The sequence below is a fragment of the Sphaerothrix gracilis Ecp01 genome (genome assembly GCF_030405905.1).
Classification (GTDB): Bacteria; Cyanobacteriota; Cyanobacteriia; order Phormidesmidales; family Phormidesmidaceae; genus Sphaerothrix; species Sphaerothrix gracilis.
The window spans coordinates 150,431-170,322 of sequence record NZ_JASATW010000007.1 but is presented as its reverse complement, the minus strand read 5'-3'; the positions used below and the strand labels follow the sequence as shown (position 1 = coordinate 170,322).

Sequence of the window (19,892 nt, the reverse complement as noted above, 5' to 3'; positions counted from 1 at the left end):
CTCCGCCAGATCTTATTCTAAAACGTCTTTTAGGGCGGTGCGGGCAGCTAAATGGTTACGGGTAGAGGTCAGAATTTCAACTTCTCGCTCCAAGCGTCCTGCTGTATCCTGCATCTCTAACAAAGATTGCTGCTCGCCGGCAACGCCATACAAATTGCCAGCAACCCAGTAAGAAAGCTCTAGCGGTAGTTCTGGAATGCTGTCGGGTAGCTCAATTTCCTGACTGGTCAGCTTAGCAGAAAGATGAACCACGTCTCGCAGCAGCTGATCAACCTCAGAAGCCAGGGGATAAAGATCGGTTTGAGTGGGCTGATCTTCCATCCACTCAACCAGTCCAACCCGATAGGGCTTTTCACGCACGTAGTCTAAAACTCTAAATCGCTGCTGGCCAATAGTTAAAATTTTCATGCGGTCATCAGGCAGGCGCTGATAGTGAACAATCTCAGCACAGCAGCCCACCTTGGCAGGCTGCCCGGTAGCCGGATCAATCATCAGCACGCCAAAGCGGCGATCGCCCTGCAAAATCGTATTCATCATGATACGATAGCGAAATTCAAAGACATGGAGAGGAAGACGACGACCCGGAAACAGAACTAAATCAGGCAGGGGAAACAGAGGAAGTTCTCGAACGGCAATCGAGGATGAAGATGTCATTATTGGCTTTAGATTGGAAGGCGGTACTCTAAAAAAGATTTAAATAAGGTCTGCTTAAGTCAGCGTCTCTACAAGCCTTAGCAGGCTATAACTCTATCTTATCGCATCTATTTTAGAGTTCCGGGGCTACAGCTAAATCAGCCTGCCCGTAAGACTCAGCCATGAATTTCTCTAACGGCATTCTAAATACGGCAAAATATCTGGGTACTATGCGCAATACCCAGATACCAGGTTAGTTTGACTAAATCTTAGAGGGGTTCTGACCGTGATCCTAAAGCTTCACTTCGATGTCTACCCCAGCGGGTAAGTCTAGCTTCATCAGCGCGTCAATCGTCTTGGAAGAAGGCTGATAAATATCAATAATGCGGCGATGCGTGCGAGTCTCAAAGTGCTCACGAGAATCTTTATCGACGTGAGGCGATCGCAAAACACAGTAGATGCGCCGCTTAGTCGGTAGAGGAATGGGACCAATCGCAGTGGCATTGGTGCGATTAGCGGTATCGACAATTTTTTCACAAGAGGTGTCGAGCAGCCGCTGGTCGAATGCCTTGAGGCGAATACGAATTTTTTGCTGTTGAATTGTTGCCATTAGAAGCTACCGTTGTTCAATTATCAAGGTTCAGAGAAAACCAGTGGGCCATCGCAGCCGCAGGCTCTGGTTTGAAAAAGCTTTAGAAAAGAAAGGAAGTAACACACTTGGGGGTGCTACTTCCTTATGAGATATCTCAGATGAGATTACTGAACGATTTTAGAGACTACTCCAGCCCCTACCGTACGGCCACCTTCACGAATCGCAAAGCGCATTCCCTGCTCAATCGCAACCGGGTTGATTAGCTCTACGTTCATTTTGATGCGATCGCCAGGCATGACCATCTCAGCAGTGCTGCCATCGTCAGCCGTAAAGCTCTCAATTTTGCCAGTTACGTCAGTTGTCCGGACATAAAACTGAGGCTTGTAGCCCGGGAAGAAAGGCGTATGACGCCCCCCTTCTTCTTTTTTAAGAATATAGACCTCAGACTCGAACTTGGTGTGAGGGGTAATGCTACCGGGCTTAGCCAGCACCATACCGCGCTCAATGTCGGCTTTTTGCAAGCCTCGCAGCAGCACACCGACGTTATCGCCAGCTTGGCCTTCGTCAAGAACCTTTTGGAACATCTCAACGCCTGTCACCGTGGTACTGCGAGTATCTCGAATACCGACAAGCTCAACTGTTTCACCGACCTTGACCTTCCCCCGCTCAATTCGGCCAGTGGCTACGGTACCCCGGCCTGTGATTGAGAATACGTCCTCAACCGCCATTAGGAAGGGCTTATCCACATCCCGCTCAGGAGTGGGAATGTACTCGTCTACCTGATCCATCAGTGAGAGCACTTTGTCAACCCACTCGTTATCACCCCGACTGATTTTGGGATTACCAGCGAGTGCCTCAACCGCCATCAAAGCAGAGCCAGCCGTGATGGGGATATCATCTCCCGGAAAGTCATAGGAGCTGAGTAGTTCACGAACTTCTAGCTCTACGAGTTCTAGCAGTTCTTCGTCGTCAACCTGATCTTGCTTATTGAGGAAAACAACAATGCTAGGTACGCCTACCTGCTTAGCTAGGAGAATATGCTCCCGAGTCTGAGGCATAGGGCCATCGGCTGCGGAAACCACCAAAATGGCACCATCCATCTGAGCTGCACCCGTGATCATGTTCTTCACATAATCGGCGTGTCCAGGGCAGTCTACGTGAGCATAGTGGCGATTGCCAGTCTCATACTCAACGTGAGCCGTGTTAATCGTAATTCCTCGTGCCTTCTCTTCAGGTGCTGCATCAATTTCGTCATACTTACGAGCTTTAGCACCACCCGCAGCCGCCAAAGCCATTGTGATAGCAGCCGTCAGAGTTGTCTTACCGTGGTCAACGTGACCAATGGTACCGATATTGACGTGAGGTTTGGTTCTTTCAAACTTTGCGCGTGCCATGAGTGTACGTATCCCTACCTATCTATGCGTTCCCTTTACTTTTAGCGATAATCACTTCAGCCACGTTACGCGGTACTTCGTCGTAACTGCTGAACTCCATTGAAAATATGCCGCGACCCTGCGTCTTAGAGCGGATGTCGGTAGCATAACCAAACATCTCAGCCAGAGGAACCTTGGCGGTGACCTTGGCGAGACCTTCTTCAGACCCCATACCTTCAATTTGGCCTCGACGGGAATTGAGGTCGCCCATAACGTCTCCCAAAAATTCTTCGGGAACTTCGACCTCAACCTTCATCTTAGGCTCAAGAAGAACAGGATTGGCCTTGATGACGGCATCCTTGATAGCCATAGAGCCAGCGATCTTAAAAGCCATCTCGGATGAATCTACTTCATGGTAGGAACCATCGACAAGGGTCGCTTTTAAATCAATCACTGGATACCCAGCTAGGATACCAGATTCACAAGATTCTTTCATGCCCTGCTCGGCAGGAGCGATGTATTCTTTTGGAATTGCACCACCGACTATTTTAGAGACAAATTCAAACCCGCTGCCGGGTTCTCCAGGCTCCAGCTCAATCACGACATGACCATATTGTCCCTTACCTCCACTTTGACGAATAAACTTACCTTCTGTTTTAACCGATTTGCGGATAGTTTCTCGGTAGGCAACCTGAGGTGCACCAATGTTTGCCTCAACCTTGAACTCTCGCAGCATCCGGTCTACTAGAATTTCTAGGTGTAGCTCACCCATACCGGCAATAACCGTCTGGTTGGTTTCTGGATCGATGCTGACCCGAAAAGTTGGATCTTCGTCGGACAAAGCCTGCAGCGCCTTAGAGAGCTTTTCCATGTCCTGCTTGGTCTTAGGCTCAATTGCCACTGAGATCACAGGCTCAGGAATATAAAGCGACTCCAGCACAATAGGGCTTTTGTCGTCAGAGATAGTGTCTCCCGTAGAAGTTACCTTCAGACCCAGGGCTGCGCCTAAATCACCCGCTCGCAGCTCTTCCACCTCAATCCGTTCGTCGGCTTTGAGGACAATTAGACGAGAAATGCGCTCTTTCTGCCCCTTTGTAGAGTTGAAGACGTAGCTCCCTTTGGTCAGAATGCCAGAGTAAACTCTGACAAAGGTCAGTCGTCCGTAAGGATCGGACATGACCTTGAAGGCTAGGGCTGACAGGGGTTCCTCATCGTCAGCGTGCCGAACCGAGGTTTCGCCATCAGACAAAATTCCTTGGATCGGGGGTACTTCGGTCGGAGCCGGTAAATAGTCAACAACCGCATCCAACAGTAGCTGGACGCCTTTGTTTTTAAAGGCAGAGCCGCAGAGCATGGGAATAATTGTGCCCTTGAGGGTGCCTTTCCGTAGCGCTGAGATGATTTCCGCTTCAGTCAGTTCCTCTTCTTCAAGATACTTCAGCATCAGCTCGTCATCTGTTTCAGAGACAGCTTCGATGAGAATTTTGCGAAACTCGCTGACCTGAGATTGAATCTCTTCTGGGATTTCAGTGTCTTCCATATCGACGCCCAAGTCGTCGTTGTAGAGACGGGCCCGCATTCGGACTAGATCAACAACTCCCCGAAAATTATCTTCGCTGCCGATAGGGAGCTGAATCGGAACGGCATTGGCTCTCAGGCGATCGCGCACTTGCTCATAGACCTTGAGAAAGTTAGCGCCGGTGCGATCCATCTTATTGACAAAGATGATACGAGGTACCTTATAGCGATCGGCTTGACGCCAAACCGTCTCAGTTTGCGGCTGTACTCCACCTACCGAGCAGAGCACCGTGATCACACCGTCCAAAACGCGCATAGAGCGCTCCACCTCAATGGTGAAGTCTACGTGGCCGGGGGTGTCAATGATGTTGATCTGGTGGTCTTGCCAGCTAGTCGTAATGGCAGCAGCCGTAATTGTGATTCCGCGCTCGCGCTCTTGATCCATCCAGTCGGTGACGGCACTACCTTCGTGTACCTCACCAATTTTATGAATGATGCCAGAGTAGAACAGAATCCGCTCTGTTGTAGTGGTTTTGCCCGCATCAATGTGCGCAGCGATTCCAATATTTCTGACTCGCTCAAGCGGAATCTTTCGTGCCACAGCTACCTCCTTGATACCTCATCACAAACCCTGACTGGATCCGTGACCCTGCTTAGATTCTATATGCTGGCATTTAGTTGCAACAACGTTCCAGCCTAGTAGCGGTAGTGCGCAAAAGCTTTGTTGGCTTCAGCCATGCGGTGTGTTTCTTCTCGCTTACGCACGGCGCTGCCCGTTTCGTTGGCCGCGTCCATTAGTTCGTTAGCCAGCTTACTGGCCATGCTGCGCCCTGCCCGCTGCCGGGAAAACTGAGTCAGCCACCGCAATGCCAGTGCTGTACCACGCTCAGGCCGCACTTCCATCGGCACCTGATAGGTCGCTCCCCCTACCCGGCGGGCTTTAACTTCTACCAGCGGCGTCGTGTTTCTAACGGCTGTTTCAAAGACCTCCAGGGGATCACCGTTGGTTCTACTTTCAATCACCTTGAAGGCGTCGTAGATTAGACCATTAGCAATGGATTTCTTGCCGCTGCGCATGATTCGACGCGCCATCATGCTGACTAGACGGCTGTTGTATACCGGATCGGGAGGAACTGGGCGTTTTTGAGCCGTAGAACGACGAGACATAAGAAACCTTTTAAGAAAGCAACAAACTCTTTTTAGACAATATGGCAAGAGCAAAGCTATCTGGCTGCTCTAACCTGAAAAATAAGCAAACTCAATCGACCAAAAACCGAAAGGCCCTATCGCGATCGCTAGCCGGTGATGTTATCGCTGACAAATTAGCCTTCGTCGCTGCTCGCCAACCATAAGGTTAGGGGGCTGGACTGCCAGCTGAAGAAAACGGCTATTTGCGATCGCAGTTACTTAGGCTTCTTCGCCCCGTACTTCGAGCGCCCCTGTTTTCTGTCCTTGACGCCAGCCGTATCAAGCGTGCCGCGAATGATGTGATAGCGCACACCCGGCAAATCTTTAACCCGTCCGCCCCGAATCATTACTACAGAGTGCTCTTGCAGGTTGTGGCCGATACCTGGGATATAGGCAGTGACCTCAAATCCCGATGTCAAACGTACCCTAGCCACTTTACGAAGGGCTGAATTGGGCTTTTTCGGAGTCGTTGTATAGACCCTAGTACAAACTCCCCGACGCTGCGGGCAGCTCTTGAGCGCTGGTGACTTAGTCTTCTTCTTAGCGTTTTGGCGTTCGCTGCGAATTAGCTGTTGAATCGTGGGCATAGATTGCGAGAATGAAGTGCTCTTTCGGCTTAAGTTTTCACAAGCTCTAATAGTATCTTTTTGAAGAGCAAATTGTCAATTTCCTGAAAATCGCAAGGCAGTGCAGGCCGCTGTAAGTCGCTGTATCAGCTTGCTAGACCCACTGAAAAAGAACTGCCGCAGCCACAGTGCTCGGAGGCGTTGGGATTATGAAATCGAAAGCTGCTGCCCATAAGGTCTTCAGAGTAGTCAATTGTCAGCCCTTCTAAATGGGGCACATGTTGAGAACCCACTACGATTTGAACCCCGTTTGAGTGATACACAATATCGTCACTGGCTGCAGAAGACTGATCAAAAGAGAGCGTATAGTACCACTGCAAGCAGCCACCCGGTTCAAAGCCAATGCGGCAACGGGCCTCAGTTGACTGGGACTGAAGACGGCTGATCTCCCTAGCGGCGGCAGGACTTAGATGAATCATTAGCTCAACAAAGTTCGTCGTGATCTTTCACCATAGTCTCTCAAAACAAGAGTCCCTCAAACCATAGACTGGTACTACTGCTAGTGTCTTAAATTTTGAACTGCGGAACTCCTGATTCAGATAAGCCATCAGGCTAAGCCCAAAAAACAAGGCGAAGAGAGCTTTCTCTTCGCCAGTCTACTGCTATATGGGGAAATACTCACTTACCAAACTCTTGCAGCTAGACGCGTACCCTATTTGGCAGACTCAGCGCGAGCATAGTCGTCCTGAAAACGCACGATGTCGTCTTCACCCAGGTACTCGCCATTCTGAACCTCGATCAAAATCAGAGGAATGACGCCAGAATTCTCTAGGCGGTGCAAGGTGCAGGGGGGAACATAGGTGGACTGGTTGCTGCACAACAAAATCTCGGCTTCGCCACAGGTTACTTTTGCCGTCCCGGAAACTACAATCCAGTGCTCACTACGGTGATGGTGCATTTGCAGGCTAAGCCGATGGCCGGGCTTAACTTCAATTCGCTTAATCTTGTAGCCTCTGGCTTCTTCGAGGATGGTAAATGACCCCCAAGGTCTGAGTTCTGTTGCGGCAATTCCTTTACTCGCATTAGGAGCATTTGCGGGTAGTGCGCTAGATTGTGCAAGCTCTTTAGTCTGAACCACTGAACTTCTCCTTGAACCAATACTGCTTAAAGACAAAACTGAAACTGAAACCGCATGACCAACAAGACTATTTTTCCCCTAGCGGACTGCAACTTTACTACGCCGCTTACCTAATCAGTCGCAAACACGTAAACTTGGAAAGCCCACTGCAGGCAAATATAACAGTCCTCAATTGCTGGCGGCAGCGCAGCGCTTGTAAAAACAGGTATCTACACTAATTCTTTATTCAGGTCCCTTGAGCCTGAACCAAATTTTTATGAAGGGGCGATCGCTGTCTGTCTTCAAAAAAATAATTTCCTCTCCTAAACTACCTGAGCTTAGGAATAATGACGGTTAGGGTTCAAAAAAGATGCCGATGGCATTGTGAATTCGGGCAGCAGTTTGAGGAGGACGGTTGATCAGCGTTCCGGCTAAATACAGGCTAGACGAGCTACCGCCATCCAAATTGAGAGCCTCTACGCAACCTAACTGCCGCATGATTTCACTTAGTTCAGCTAGAGTAGGGCCGCGACCATTAGGGCCGATGTGAACAGCCACAGTGAGGATTTGCCCCGATGCTGTCAGCCCGATGGCACTCCGGGCTGCTGCCTGGTTGGCAAAGGCTGGGCTGAAGCTTTCAGCCGGAGCATTGAGGACGGTTGTACCGTTGCTCAGCAAAAGTGGCCCGCCGCTGGCAATGAAAGGTTTATCTGTAAAGGCGCTGGGAATGACCTCGCTTTCTAAGGCGAGTTGGATACCCGGCTGCAGCAGACTAGCAGGGGCTAGATGAGTTCTGACGGCTAAGAGACTGCCAGATAGCGGAATTGCCGTCACCGTATCCTGCCGCCCCAGGATCTGCTGAGTTACCTGATTAGACTCGCTCAGCACCAAAGTTTCCTGACCCGTGATGGGAGTATAGGTCGCACCCCAGTCGGGGGTATAAAGTCCTACCCCTGCCTGCACATAGCCGGTGTTGATTCCCTGTAGCGGAATGGTTTCTCCGGTTGAGGTGATTAGCTGCTGGCGTAGGGCTAAGCGATCGATCAGGACTTCGCCTGTATCTGTCCAACCGACGGCCCCGCGCCCTAGAATCGGCCCTGATATCCAGCGACCCTCGTTGCGAATGGCGCCTAAGGGCAGACGATTATTGCGGTTGAAAAAGCCAGCGTTGATAGCGGCTGTGGCCTGCCAGCGCTGAGCCATTGTGGTTAAAGGCGTGGTGCCGACTACGGTGACTGGATCGCTCCAGATAGGCCGCAGCTTAATCTGGGGATGCTTAGGGTCGATGGCTAGCCAGTAGACCGGAAAAGGCTGATCGGCAACCGCGAGATACTGCTGGTGCCAGCTCAGCCCCGGTGCCCACTGAACATTTTGAGCGACTAGAGCAGCGGTGCGAATATCAATAATTAGACGGTTGGGGTTGGTCATCGACCAGACCCGTACTTGGCGATCGCGCTCAATACTGCCCTGCAGCACAGTTTGCTGACCGCTGGCGGTCATCTGCAGAGATTCAAGCTGAGGATTGCGGTTGAAAGCCGCTATGACCGCCGCTTCTGCTTGCGCTTCTATAGTCAAGCTAAATTCGCCGGGACTTTGCCTCAGCCGGGTGATGGCAGGCTGAGCTAGATCTAAAACAATGCGATCGCTCTGGGGCTGCTGACCGTGACGAATGCCTAAGATACGAGCGGGCGGCATTTGAATCTGGAGAACATTACCCGCAGGCCATATTTGCCAGTTGTGAGTGGCCGCTAGAGAAGCAATATCAAGGTAGCGAAACTGGCGATCGTGCCAGGCACCGAGAACGGGCCGATCTGATTCATCAGAAAACCACTGAATCGGCTGCCGGGTGGGATCTGGTGTGTCAAATAGATGAATCCCCAACTGCCGCGCTAGATCCATATCAGCTAGCCCAATCTGCTGCTGGCGTATCTGCCAGGGTAGGGACATGAGCTGACCATTAAGAGAAATTTGGCTGCCTGACGAGGTCGTCACTGCCAGCTGAGGTGCAGGCGGAACTGCCACTGGGACTGAGGCGATCGCTTGCAGAAATAGAGCCGTAGCGGTGACAGGCTGGTTCAAATGAGCTGACATCGAGTAGAAGCCTTTACCGGCTAGGGCCGAGCGAGCCAGCAAGGGAACGGCAACTGAGCTGATAAAGACTATTTGCGCGATCGCTGAGACGTTGCGAGTAACAGGGCCTATCTTCATCAATTCGCTGCCTGCTTCCTTAAATAAAGGGCTGAAAAAAAGGGGGAAACGCTATACTCAGTTTACGAACACTTTGCGCTAGATATCCGGACTATCTAGTGCCCTTCCCAGATATTTAACTGGCTGCTCGGCCTTGCTGACGCGGCTGGAAAATAGCTGGCAGCGAGCACAGATAAGCTGATAATTTTTGGGGCTGAGGCTGTCTGAACCCAAAGTCTGTGACTGAGTCTGCTAAAAGCAATACAAAAATTTAGCAAACTCAACTGTTACAATTGATGTCCTCGACTATTAACGATTTCGAGGCAGTGGCTAATAACAGTTGAGGGAGATTTCGACTGGGCTACTGTAACAACCTTTTATTGTCTCTAAACAGAACTCAAGCTAGCGACTGAGCAGGCTACAAAGCTATAGCAATTGTGAGTTGTCTGCTCAGCTTTACATCCTTAGAATATTGATCATTAAATTATGATTACGAAATTCATCTAAGTCATATTCAGCATTATCCCCAGGCTCACTTCGTTGTTTGGCCACTTCGCTCTTTCTAAAACTTGGCGGCATCGGTCAATGACCACTGCCGCTGGCCACCCATTTGTAGATAGATCATCCAAGACATAACCGCCCTATGAATAACACGCACGCAAACGAAAATCGATTCGCTGACCAAAGAGCGCTGGTGAGAGCTTGGGGGCCTAAATGGCTGGTTGAAGAACGAGACGCTTGCGGGGTTGGCTTTGTTGCCGATCAGTACGGGCGGGCCAGCCACGGACTGATTCAGCAGGCGCTCGGTGCTTTGGACTGTATGGAGCATCGCGGCGGCTGTTGTGCTGACCAGGATTCTGGTGATGGGGCCGGGGTGATGACGGCGATTCCCTGGCAGATGCTGCAGCAGTGGGCTATAGAACAGGGCTGCGCCGATCGCTTTCAACCCGAGCGAGTGGGCGTGGGCATGGTGTTTTTGCCTCAGCATGAGGAAGCTTCACAGCTTGTACGCGACACCTTTGCCCAAGTGGCAAAGGAGCTGCAGATGGAGGTGTTGGGCTGGCGGATAGTGCCCGTGAAGCCGGAGGTGCTTGGCCCGGAAGCTCGTAAACACCAGCCTCACATTGAGCAGATTTTGCTATCGACTGAGCAAACTGCTGGCCCAGAGCTAGAGCGTCAGCTTTATTTGCTGCGGCGGCGAGTAGGCAAACAGCTTGGCAAACAGGCTGGCGAGCGATCGCCGGAAGTAGCTCAGGCGCTACAGGAGGTCTATGTCTGCTCCCTTTCCAATCAGACCATTGTTTACAAAGGCATGGTGCGCTCGGCTGTCTTAGGACTGTTTTACACAGACTTACAGAATGACGACTATGTCAGTCCGTTTGCGGTTTACCACCGTCGCTTTAGCACCAACACTATGCCGAAATGGCCGCTGGCCCACCCCATGCGCCTAGTCGGACATAACGGCGAGATTAATACCCTAATTGGCAACCTCAACTGGATGAAGGCGCGGGAAGCAGACTTGGCCCATCCAGTCTGGGGCGATCGCCTGCCAGATCTCAAGCCCACCGTGAATGCCGACAACAGCGACTCAGCCAACTTAGACAACGTGATGGAGCTGCTGGTGCATTCAGGGCGCAGTCCGTTAGAGGCCCTGATGATGATGGTGCCAGAAGCTTACATGAATCAGCCTGATCTGGTGAGTCATCCTGAAATTACTAATTTTTATGAGTACTACAGCGGCATTCAGGAGCCTTGGGATGGCCCCGCACTCATTGTTTTTAGCGATGGTCAGCAGATTGGCGCTGCCCTGGATCGCAACGGCCTGCGTCCGGCCCGCTACATCGTTACCAAGAGCGGCTATATCGTCGTTTCTTCAGAAGCAGGCGTAGTCGATATTCCCACCGAAGAGATTTTGGAAAAGGGACGTTTGGGGCCGGGACAGATGATTGCTGTGGATCTGAAGACCCATGAAATTTTGCATAACTGGGCCATCAAGCAGCGAGTGGCGGAGCAGCAGCCCTATGGCGAGTGGATTCGGCAGCACCGGCAAGATATCGAGCCGCAGCTTTTCAGCGAAACCAATTTATTAGAAAACTCGCAGATCCTAACCCAGCAGACCGCGTTTGGCTACACCGCTGAAGATCTAGAGATGATCATTCAGGACATGGCGGCTCAGGGCAAAGAGCCGACCTTCTGCATGGGAGATGACATTCCTCTGTCAGTGCTGTCTGAGAAGCCCCACTTGCTCTATGACTATTTCAAGCAGCGCTTTGCCCAGGTGACCAATCCGCCCATTGATCCGCTGCGAGAACGTCTGGTGATGTCTCTAGCAACTCAGCTAGGCGAGCGTCGCAACCTACTAGAATCGTCGGCTGAACATGCTCGGCTGCTGAAGCTAGAGTCGCCGGTACTCAATGAAAATGAGTTGGACATTGTTCGTCAGTCTGGCTTTGAGAATGCCACACTTTCAACGCTCTACAGTTTGGAACAGGGGCCAGCAGGGCTGAAGCAGGCGATCGCTGACCTTTGTCAGCAGGCGGAAGCCGCCGTCAAGGCCGGTCAGGAAATTCTGATCCTCAGCGATCGCGTTGACGAAGCCGGGAATTCTGCTCAGATCACCGCTCAGCAGACCTACATCCCTCCGCTGCTAGCCGTTGGCGCCGTCCACCACCATCTAATCCGCCAAGGACTGCGGATGAAGACCTCCCTAGTGGTTGATACAGCACAGTGCTGGAGTACACACCACTTTGCCTGCCTACTGGGCTATGGAGCCAGCGCGGTTTGCCCCTATCTAGCCTTTGAGACGGTACGGCACTGGTGGGCTGATAACCGCACCCAAAAGCTAATGGCAACTGAAAAGCTGCCGGTGACTACGCTCAATGGTGCTCAGGCCAACTACCGCAAGTCAATCGAAGCCGGACTGCTGAAGATTCTCTCTAAAATGGGCATCTCCCTGCTGACTAGCTATCAGGGCGCTCAGATTTTTGAGGCCATTGGCTTAGGAGCTGATCTAATTGAGCTGGCTTTTCGGGGTACGACCTCGCGCCTGGGCGGGCTGAACGTGGCCGACCTAGCCCAAGAAACCATTGCCTTCCATCAGCGGGCCTTCCCAGAGCTGACCAGCAAGCGTTTAGAGAATATGGGCTTTATTCAGGCTCGGCCCAAGGGCGAGTACCACATGAATAACCCGGCCATGACTAAGCTGCTGCACAAAGCCCTAGAAAGCAAGCAGCATGACCATTATGAGGTCTACAAAGCCCAGCTAGCCAATCGCCCACCGACGGCGCTACGAGATCTCCTGGACTTTCACAGCGATCGCCCTTCGATTCCCCTAGAAGAGGTAGAAAGTGCCGAGAAAATTATGGAGCGTTTCTGCACGGGGGGAATGTCTCTGGGAGCGCTATCGCGGGAGGCCCATGAGGTACTGGCGATCGCCATGAACCGCATTAACGGTAAGTCTAACTCCGGTGAGGGAGGTGAAGACCCGGTGCGATTTGAGGTGCTAGGGGATGTAGATGAGTCCGGTAACTCGCCGACGTTCCCGCATTTGAAGGGGCTGCGCAACGGCGATACGGCTAGTTCTGCTATCAAGCAGGTGGCTTCAGGTCGCTTCGGGGTGACGCCGGAATACCTCATGCAGGCCAAGCAAATCGAGATCAAGATTGCTCAAGGTGCCAAGCCCGGTGAAGGCGGTCAGCTTCCCGGCAAGAAGGTCAGCTCCTACATTGCTATGCTGCGTCGTTCTAAGCCAGGAGTACCCCTCATTTCGCCGCCGCCGCACCACGATATCTACTCCATTGAGGATTTGGCCCAGCTCATTTTTGATCTACACCAAATCAACCCCAAGGCAGGCGTTTCCGTCAAGCTGGTAGCTGAGATTGGTATCGGCACGGTGGCTGCAGGCGTGGCTAAAGCCAATGCTGACGTGATTCAAATTTCGGGCCATGATGGCGGTACGGGCGCTTCTCCCCTCAGCTCGATCAAGCACGCAGGTGCACCCTGGGAACTGGGCCTCACCGAAGTTCACCGGATGCTGATGATTAACCAGCTCCGCGATCGCGTCACGCTGCGCGTAGACGGCGGCCTCAAAACCGGCTGGGATGTAATTATGGGAGCGCTGATGGGAGCAGAAGAGTTTGGCTTTGGCTCCATTGCTATGATCGCTGAAGGCTGTATCATGGCGCGGGTTTGCCACACCAATAACTGCCCAGTGGGCGTCGCTTCTCAGAAGGAAGAACTGCGCAAGCGCTTTACCGGCATTCCTGAGCACGTAGTTAACTTCTTCTACTTTGTGGCCGAAGAAGTGCGATCTCTGTTGGCGAAGCTAGGCTACCGCCAGCTCAGCGACATTACCGGACGGGCCGATCTGCTAATCCCCCGCAGTGATGTCAATCTGACCAAAACTGAAAAGCTCGATCTCACCTGTCTCACCAGTCTGCCGGATACCCGCAGCGATCGCGCTTGGCTGCAGCATGGTGAAATTCACGGCAATGGTCCGGTTCTAGACGATGAACTGCTAGCTGATGAAGCTATTCAGCAGGCCATTCAGAACCAGGGCAGCGTTACCAAAACGGTTTCTGTGATTAACACCGATCGCACGGTGGGTGCCCGAATCGCAGGTGCGATCGCTAAAAAGTACGGCAATAGCGGCTTTGAAGGCCAGCTCAATCTCAACTTTGAGGGCAGTGCCGGACAGAGCTTTGGAGCCTTTAACCTGCCGGGGATGACGCTGACGCTCCAGGGTGAGGCGAATGACTATGTCGGCAAAGGAATGCACGGTGGCGAGATTATTATCAAACCGCATAGCAACACAGGCTACGATCCGTCGCAAAACGTGATTGTCGGCAATACCTGCCTCTATGGTTCTACAGGCGGTATCCTATTTGCTTTGGGTCAAGCGGGTGAGCGCTTTGCGGTGCGTAACTCTAAAGGTCAGGCAGTGATTGAGGGCGCAGGCGATCACTGCTGTGAATACATGACTGGCGGAACGGTTGTGGTACTGGGCCGAGTAGGTCGCAATGTCGGGGCCGGGATGACTGGGGGCTTAGCCTATTTCTTGGATGAAGAAGGCGGCTTTCCTACAAAGGTAAATCCCGAAATCGTCAAGGTACAGCGGGTGCTAACAACGGCGGGTGAACAGCAGCTCAAGTCAATGATTGAGGCCCACGCTGAGCGTACAGGCAGCCAGAAAGCGGCGCAGATTTTGGCGAACTGGTCTGACTATTTGCCCAAGTTCTGGCAGGTGGTGCCGCCGTCTGAAGCGGAAACGCCAGAGGCGAACCCGGAGCTATCTGAAGAAGATAAGGTGCTGAGTTCGGTTTAGGGATTAATCTCAGCGCTATCCGCATTTAGCTGTATAGCGCTGAGCGATTCTGAATCTGATATGAAGGAAGCGGTCTTGAAACGTTTTGCTGAAATAGCAGGTAAGGGAGGGCAAAACCTGTCGCACTCTTACCTGCTGGCGATCGCCCTATTAGCCCATCAATTTGTAAATTCGATCAGCAGCTAGAGGGCCAAAAGGTCATCAAGGGCATCTAAGGCTTCGCAGTTTGGTTCTGCATTAGCCGCTTGATTAGGAGGTGCCGGCGTAATGGCAACAAACCCTTCGGGCGATCGCGCTCTACCGTACAGATATTCGTCTGAATACTTGCGGAAGACTGCCTCAACTGCGGCTCTAGCGTTTTTCAAGCCCCACTCATTAGCAATCTGCTGGGCCTTATCGAGAATATCGGGACTGAGTCTTACTTTGTTGTCATGCATAGCTGCGTATCCGTAGAAAGTGAAAACAAGCCGCGCACATTGGCAAACTGCGGTTCGCCCAGAACCGCAAATAATTTGCGTCCTTCTAAGCGGTGGGCAATTAGGTGAGAGCCGCCCCCGGTGACTAAGAAACGAGTGACACGCGGCATATAGGGGGTGTACTGTGCCTTAACCGTCTGAAAGATCCCCTTGAACCAGGGGTCTAAATATTCATCTAGCCAGTCAGCCCAGCTCAACTCGGTGTCGGCATAGACATGGTTGCCGCGAAAGCCGTCCATGACGACGCTAGGATCGGCGGTGGTGCCGAGGTCATTAGTCAAACGGCGATCGAAGCTAATAGCCGTTGCCAACTCATAGGTACCGCCACGGTTCATCACGTTCTCGTCAATGACTTCGCCTTCGGCATCGACTAGCCGCGTCAGCCAGGTACCGCCGCCAATGTCAATCACAATGGTGTAGCCACTGTCAGGTATCAGCCCCTGATGCTTAGCCGCATAGTAAGCGCCCATACCCTCGCGCTCAACCGCTACTGACTCCACCTCAATGCGGAAATCCAAACCGTTGCGATTGAACTGGTGCAGACCTAGGAGCTGTTCTTGAAGCGCCGCCGCGTGCTTAGCGGGTTCGGGGGTTGAGAGGTAGAGATGCAGCGGGAATTCTGATAGAGAAGCGTTTATCGGCTCTAGGCAGGCGTAGAGATGCAGCCGCGCTAGCTCCACTTTGTTCTCAATAACGGTCTGCTGCTGTCGCCGATATTTATAAGCCTGTGCCCCAAAGTGATGGCGACTGCCATCAGGCAGTTCAATTAAGGGTGAAGCTTCTGAATAGCGGACAGGATCGCGTCCCTGTGGTAGCTGATAGCGCACAGAGCGAATTGCTTTGGGGTGACTGACACCGTCAAAAAACTTAAGATCGTAGTTGCCTGCATCTAAAGCTAGCGTCCGCGTCACCCCAGCGCTGACTGCCTCAGGAGTGGCCTCTGCAGATTTGGTCGCGGCGCGGCGCTTAGTTGTCGATTTAGACTGAGTGGCTGTCGTCATAGGTCTTCCCCTAGGATGCTTTGGGTAAGTTTGTCCCCAGCAGTACCTCTGTACTATATCACTTCTTTTTAAAATGCCAAGGTGAGTAAGCAAACGTCTCAATATTTTTTTGAATTTGATCATTTTGCTGTAGGCAAGCGATCGCGTCTGCGCACACAGCCGCTTTGCCCTGATACGTTTTCGCAACCTAGCCATAGAACCTCTTCTATAGTTTTTGGAGTACCAGCAGTTATCGTTTTCGGGCCGCTACCAGCCGACGAAGATTAAGAAAACATTGAGCCTCGTCCCGTTCCTCCCTACAATTAGACCAGTCCGCTTAATCTTCATTCACTTGCCTCGGAGGAACCATGAGTCGTCCCATTATTTTGGGTATCGTAGGAGATAGCGCTGCCGGTAAAACAACGCTAACGCGAGGCATTGCCCAGATTCTGGGAGAAGATCAAGTTACCGCCATCTGCACGGATGACTATCATCGCTACGATCGCCAGCAGCGCAAAGAGATGGGAATTTCAGCGCTGCATCCAGACTGCAACTATGTCGATATCATTCAGCAGCATCTCCGCCTGTTGCAAGAAGGGGAGGCCATCCTTAAGCCTATTTATAACCACAGTACGGGCAAGTTTGATCCGCCGGAATATATCAAGCCCAAGAAGTTTGTGATTGTAGAAGGGCTGCTAGGCTACTCCACCGCGATCGCCCGTGAGTACTATGACGTTAAGGTCTATCTAGCCCCCCCAGAATCCCTACGCTATAGCTGGAAAATTAAGCGCGATACCCGAAAACGCGGCTACAGTGAAGAGCAGGTCCGAACACAGCTAGACCAGCGAGAACCCGACTCAGAAGCTTTTATTAGGCCGCAGCGCAAATGGTCGGACGTCATCGTCAGCTTTTATCCGCCCGATGAAAATCAAGAACAGGATGATCTGCTTTTAAACGTGCAGCTTATCCTGCGGCCAACAATTCCCCATCCAGATTTCACTCATATTTTGAATGACAAGGGCAATCATCTAGGCGATGCGATTCGCTTGGGATTAGATCGCGACATGGGTAAGCCGGTTGATGTTTTAGAAATTGATGGTCATGCTACATCGGAGCAGGTGCAAGAACTAGAACGAGTCCTCTGCAACGAGGTGCCCTATCTCAGCCAGTTCTGCAGCCTAGAAGAGAACCAGAGCATTGGTAAGGTTACTGGCACAACCGGAGAGACGCTGCAAAGCTATCCCCTCGCCTTGACCCAGCTCATGATTACTTACCACATGCTTAAAGCTGATAAAGTACAGCGCCAGCTAGTAGATGCCTAGCTGCTATCGCACAAGCCTTGCATCCCCTACCGCTTGACCTGGGCTAGCAGCCATCTGGCAGAGCGGAATGATTACTGAGAAAGTGGTTCCCTGACCGACAGCGGATGTGCAGGTCAACTGACCTCTATGTTTTTCAGTGATAATTTGATAGCTGATAGAAAGGCCCATACCTGTGCCTTTGCCAATTGACTTGGTCGTGAAAAAGGGATTAAAAATTCGCTGCTGAATTTCCTGAGCGATGCCCACACCGTTGTCAGCTATCTCAATCATCACATGCTGACTGTCCGCGAGGCAGGTACCAATCGTAATTTTGGGCTGATGAGTAAGAGTCATATGACTGCAATGAGTCGCAGGCTGTTTGAGAGATTCTTCTATCGCATCAACTGCATTACTCAAGAGGTTCATAAAAACCTGATTTAGCTGCCCTGGATAGCATTCCACATCAGGTATTGGCTCATACTGCTTAATAACCTCAATGGCACAGCGATCAGGCTGTTCTTTGAGACGGTTTTGCAAAATCATCAACGTGCTGTCGATGCCTTCGTGCAAATCAACCGCTTTGACCTCAGCTTCATCCATGCGCGAAAAAATTCGCAGCGATCGCACAATTTGCTGAATTCGTTCGGCACCTACTTCCATAGAATGAAGCAGTTTAGGTAGGTCTTCAGTTGTGAAATCTAAGTCGATGTCTGCTATCTTACGCTGAACAGCCGGTGCGGGTTCTGCATGATGAATTTGATAAAGCTGTATAAGTTCAAGTAGATCCTGGGTATAGTCTTTGGCATGAGATAAATTCCCAAAAATAAAGTTCACAGGATTATTAATCTCATGGGCAACACCTGCTACAAGCTGGCCCAAGCTCGACATTTTTTCACTTTGAATAAGCTGGATTTGAGCTTGCTGCAGCTCTACGATTGCCCGCTTTAATTCATGAGCTTGATGCTTAAATCGAGCTTCTGATTGAACCAAGGAAAGCTCTGCTTGTTTGCGCTTAATACCCAAGGCTAGCTCGGTTGCAATAAAAGCCAATGTTTCTAAAACCAAGTTGCTCAGGGGATGCTGGGCAAAGAGCGCTACAACCCCTAACAGCTCATCGCCCACAATCAGGGGATGGCCGGCGAATGCCACCATGCCTTCTCGCCGCGCCCAAGCTTTATCACCGACCCGTGGATCGTTGGGGACATCGTTAGTTAAATGAGGCTGTCGCTCAGCCGCAATTAGCCCAATTTTGAACTGCCCTACCGGAACACGGCTGTGAGCACCGTCAATATGGGTGTACATGCCAGCGCTGGCCTGGAGTTCCAGCATGTTCTCCTGAGGATTGAGCGTCCAAATGCGGGCAAAAGCAGCTCCCAACTGTTGCACAATTGCTTCACAGCAGTGCTGTAGTATCGGGCTGAGGTCATTTTCGCGGGCCAGAATTGAGTCGATGCTGGCCCTAAACTCAGAGAGCTGAGCCTGTTCTCGCAGCATCTGTTCGGTTTGTTTACTCTGGGTAATACTAAGCCCAGTGCCGCGAAACCCAATAATCTGACCTTGTGAATCTAGCAGCGGTAGACCGCTCACCCGCTCCCAGACTATCTCGCCAGTGGGCAGCACATTCCGGTTTTCCAAAATAAAGCTGGTTTTAGCCACAGCTGCCTGCTGTAGAATAACTTTGACGGCAGTAGCATCCTCAGCTGGCATGAATTCAAAGGGGGAGTGACCTAACAGGTCAGGCGGCGCATAACCTTTAACAGACTTAGATTTTTCGGTCACAAAGGTATAGACACCCTCTAAGTTAATTTCCCACAGATACTCACCTGCGGCTTCACTGACGTCACGGAAGCGCTGTTCGCTTTGCCGCAAAGCTCTTTCAATTTTTCGGCGCTCTGTGATATCAATCGCTGTGCCTACAATCCGATAAATCCGCTCAGCTCCATCTTTTACTGGATTAAGCGTTGTCAACCACCAGGTTTCTTGCCCCTCTAGCACTAACCGCTCTTCATAGCTAATAGCTTGCCCCAAAGAGGTGCAGCGCCGATAGTTCTGCTGTATCTCGATGCTGGGCGATCGCCGCCTCATCTCTTCCCGACTAATCTGTAAGGCTCGTTCTGCAGCAGGGTTGATATCGGCAAAGCGGAATTTTCCATTTTCCAGCACATCAACCACGAAGATGGAAGTTTCAGAGCCTTCGTAAACACTGCGCAAAAACTGCTCGCGATCGCGCAGATCTGCTTCTGCCTGTTTGAGCGCTGTAATCTCTTCGTAGGTGTCTGAAATACCGGCGACAGCGTCCCCCTCTGTGTCGTGTAAGGGATCTTTATCTAGATCTAACCAAGCCTGTTTTCCATCTACCTGTTGACACAGGGCTTCGTTCACAAAAATTCGCTGCTGCTGAAAGGTTTGGACAAAAGCTGGGTCTGGTACTTGACTGAGTAACTGTTCAGCAAACGCTAGGCAGTTCATATTAAAAAGCTAACTCAAGAGAACGCGATCGCAGAATTATTAGCTATTCTGCCCACAAAATTCTCTAACCAACTGCGGCTGCAGTCAGCTCTTCAGCCAATAAGATGCTTAAAAACCGTTCTGTTGCCAATGTTTCGACAACAGAACGGTTTCTTAGCTTCTACAAATT

General features: G+C 51.4%; 15 protein-coding genes. 3 read left to right on the top strand and 12 right to left on the bottom strand.

The features are described 5' to 3' along the window. Positions 1–12: 12 nt before the first annotated feature. From QJQ48_RS09920 to QJQ48_RS09880, 9 genes are all read right to left on the bottom strand, one after another. A complete protein-coding gene (locus tag QJQ48_RS09920) occupies positions 13–654 on the bottom strand; it encodes an LON peptidase substrate-binding domain-containing protein (protein ID WP_346291065.1) in 642 nt (213 codons plus the stop codon). 271 nt (positions 655–925) lie between these two features. Beyond that, on the bottom strand, positions 926–1,243 hold the full coding sequence (gene rpsJ / locus QJQ48_RS09915; protein WP_346291064.1) for a 30S ribosomal protein S10: 318 nt from the start codon (positions 1,241–1,243) through the stop codon (positions 926–928). 146 nt (positions 1,244–1,389) lie between these two features. Then, positions 1,390–2,619, bottom strand: coding sequence for an elongation factor Tu (gene tuf / locus QJQ48_RS09910; protein ID WP_346291063.1), 1,230 nt, complete (start codon positions 2,617–2,619; stop codon positions 1,390–1,392). Between the two features lie 22 nt (positions 2,620–2,641). Next, positions 2,642–4,717: an elongation factor G gene (gene fusA / locus QJQ48_RS09905; RefSeq protein ID WP_346291062.1), complete on the bottom strand. Its 2,076-nt coding sequence runs from the start codon at positions 4,715–4,717 to the stop codon at positions 2,642–2,644. A 95-nt stretch (positions 4,718–4,812) separates the two neighbouring features. Beyond that, on the bottom strand, positions 4,813–5,283 hold the full coding sequence (gene rpsG / locus QJQ48_RS09900) for a 30S ribosomal protein S7 (RefSeq protein ID WP_346291061.1): 471 nt from the start codon (positions 5,281–5,283) through the stop codon (positions 4,813–4,815). Positions 5,284–5,519: 236 nt separating this feature from the next. Beyond that, the gene (gene rpsL / locus QJQ48_RS09895; RefSeq protein ID WP_346291060.1) at positions 5,520–5,891 is read right to left on the bottom strand and encodes a 30S ribosomal protein S12; all 372 of its coding nucleotides are present in this window, start codon (positions 5,889–5,891) and stop codon (positions 5,520–5,522) included. Between the two features lie 125 nt (positions 5,892–6,016). Continuing rightward, positions 6,017–6,349: a HesB/IscA family protein gene (locus QJQ48_RS09890; RefSeq protein WP_346291059.1), complete on the bottom strand. Its 333-nt coding sequence runs from the start codon at positions 6,347–6,349 to the stop codon at positions 6,017–6,019. A 233-nt stretch (positions 6,350–6,582) separates the two neighbouring features. Then, positions 6,583–7,008: a cupin domain-containing protein gene (locus tag QJQ48_RS09885; RefSeq protein WP_346291058.1), complete on the bottom strand. Its 426-nt coding sequence runs from the start codon at positions 7,006–7,008 to the stop codon at positions 6,583–6,585. 333 nt (positions 7,009–7,341) lie between these two features. After that, a complete protein-coding gene (locus QJQ48_RS09880; RefSeq protein ID WP_346291057.1) occupies positions 7,342–9,195 on the bottom strand; it encodes a phosphodiester glycosidase family protein in 1,854 nt (617 codons plus the stop codon). 622 nt (positions 9,196–9,817) lie between these two features. On the opposite strand from QJQ48_RS09880, the gene gltB reads away from it, so the two are divergent. Beyond that, positions 9,818–14,497 (top strand): glutamate synthase large subunit, encoded by a 4,680-nt coding sequence (gene gltB, locus QJQ48_RS09875; RefSeq protein WP_346291056.1) that lies wholly within the window; start codon positions 9,818–9,820, stop codon positions 14,495–14,497. A gap of 60 nt (positions 14,498–14,557) precedes the next feature. Continuing rightward, positions 14,558–14,683: a hypothetical protein gene (locus QJQ48_RS09870; RefSeq protein ID WP_346291055.1), complete on the top strand. Its 126-nt coding sequence runs from the start codon at positions 14,558–14,560 to the stop codon at positions 14,681–14,683. On the opposite strand, the gene QJQ48_RS09865 is transcribed toward QJQ48_RS09870, so the two are convergent. Further along, entirely contained in the window at positions 14,680–14,934 is a 255-nt protein-coding gene (locus QJQ48_RS09865; protein WP_346291054.1) for a hypothetical protein, read from the bottom strand. The two genes, QJQ48_RS09870 and QJQ48_RS09865, sit on opposite strands and share 4 nt — an antisense overlap. After that, on the bottom strand, positions 14,916–15,974 hold the full coding sequence (locus QJQ48_RS09860) for a ParM/StbA family protein (protein WP_346291053.1): 1,059 nt from the start codon (positions 15,972–15,974) through the stop codon (positions 14,916–14,918). The genes QJQ48_RS09865 and QJQ48_RS09860 overlap by 19 nt, the downstream gene beginning before the upstream one ends. Positions 15,975–16,321: 347 nt before the next feature. Between QJQ48_RS09860 and QJQ48_RS09855 the strand changes: the two genes are divergently transcribed. Then, positions 16,322–17,275 carry a phosphoribulokinase gene (locus tag QJQ48_RS09855; protein WP_346291052.1) on the top strand — a complete coding sequence of 318 codons (954 nt, stop codon included), beginning with the start codon at positions 16,322–16,324 and terminating at the stop codon, positions 17,273–17,275. A gap of 3 nt (positions 17,276–17,278) precedes the next feature. Here the strand turns inward: QJQ48_RS09855 and QJQ48_RS09850 are convergent, their stop codons facing one another. Then, complete coding sequence (locus tag QJQ48_RS09850) at positions 17,279–19,723, bottom strand: PAS domain S-box protein (protein ID WP_346291051.1); 2,445 nt, start codon at positions 19,721–19,723, stop codon at positions 17,279–17,281. Positions 19,724–19,892 lie beyond the last annotated feature (169 nt).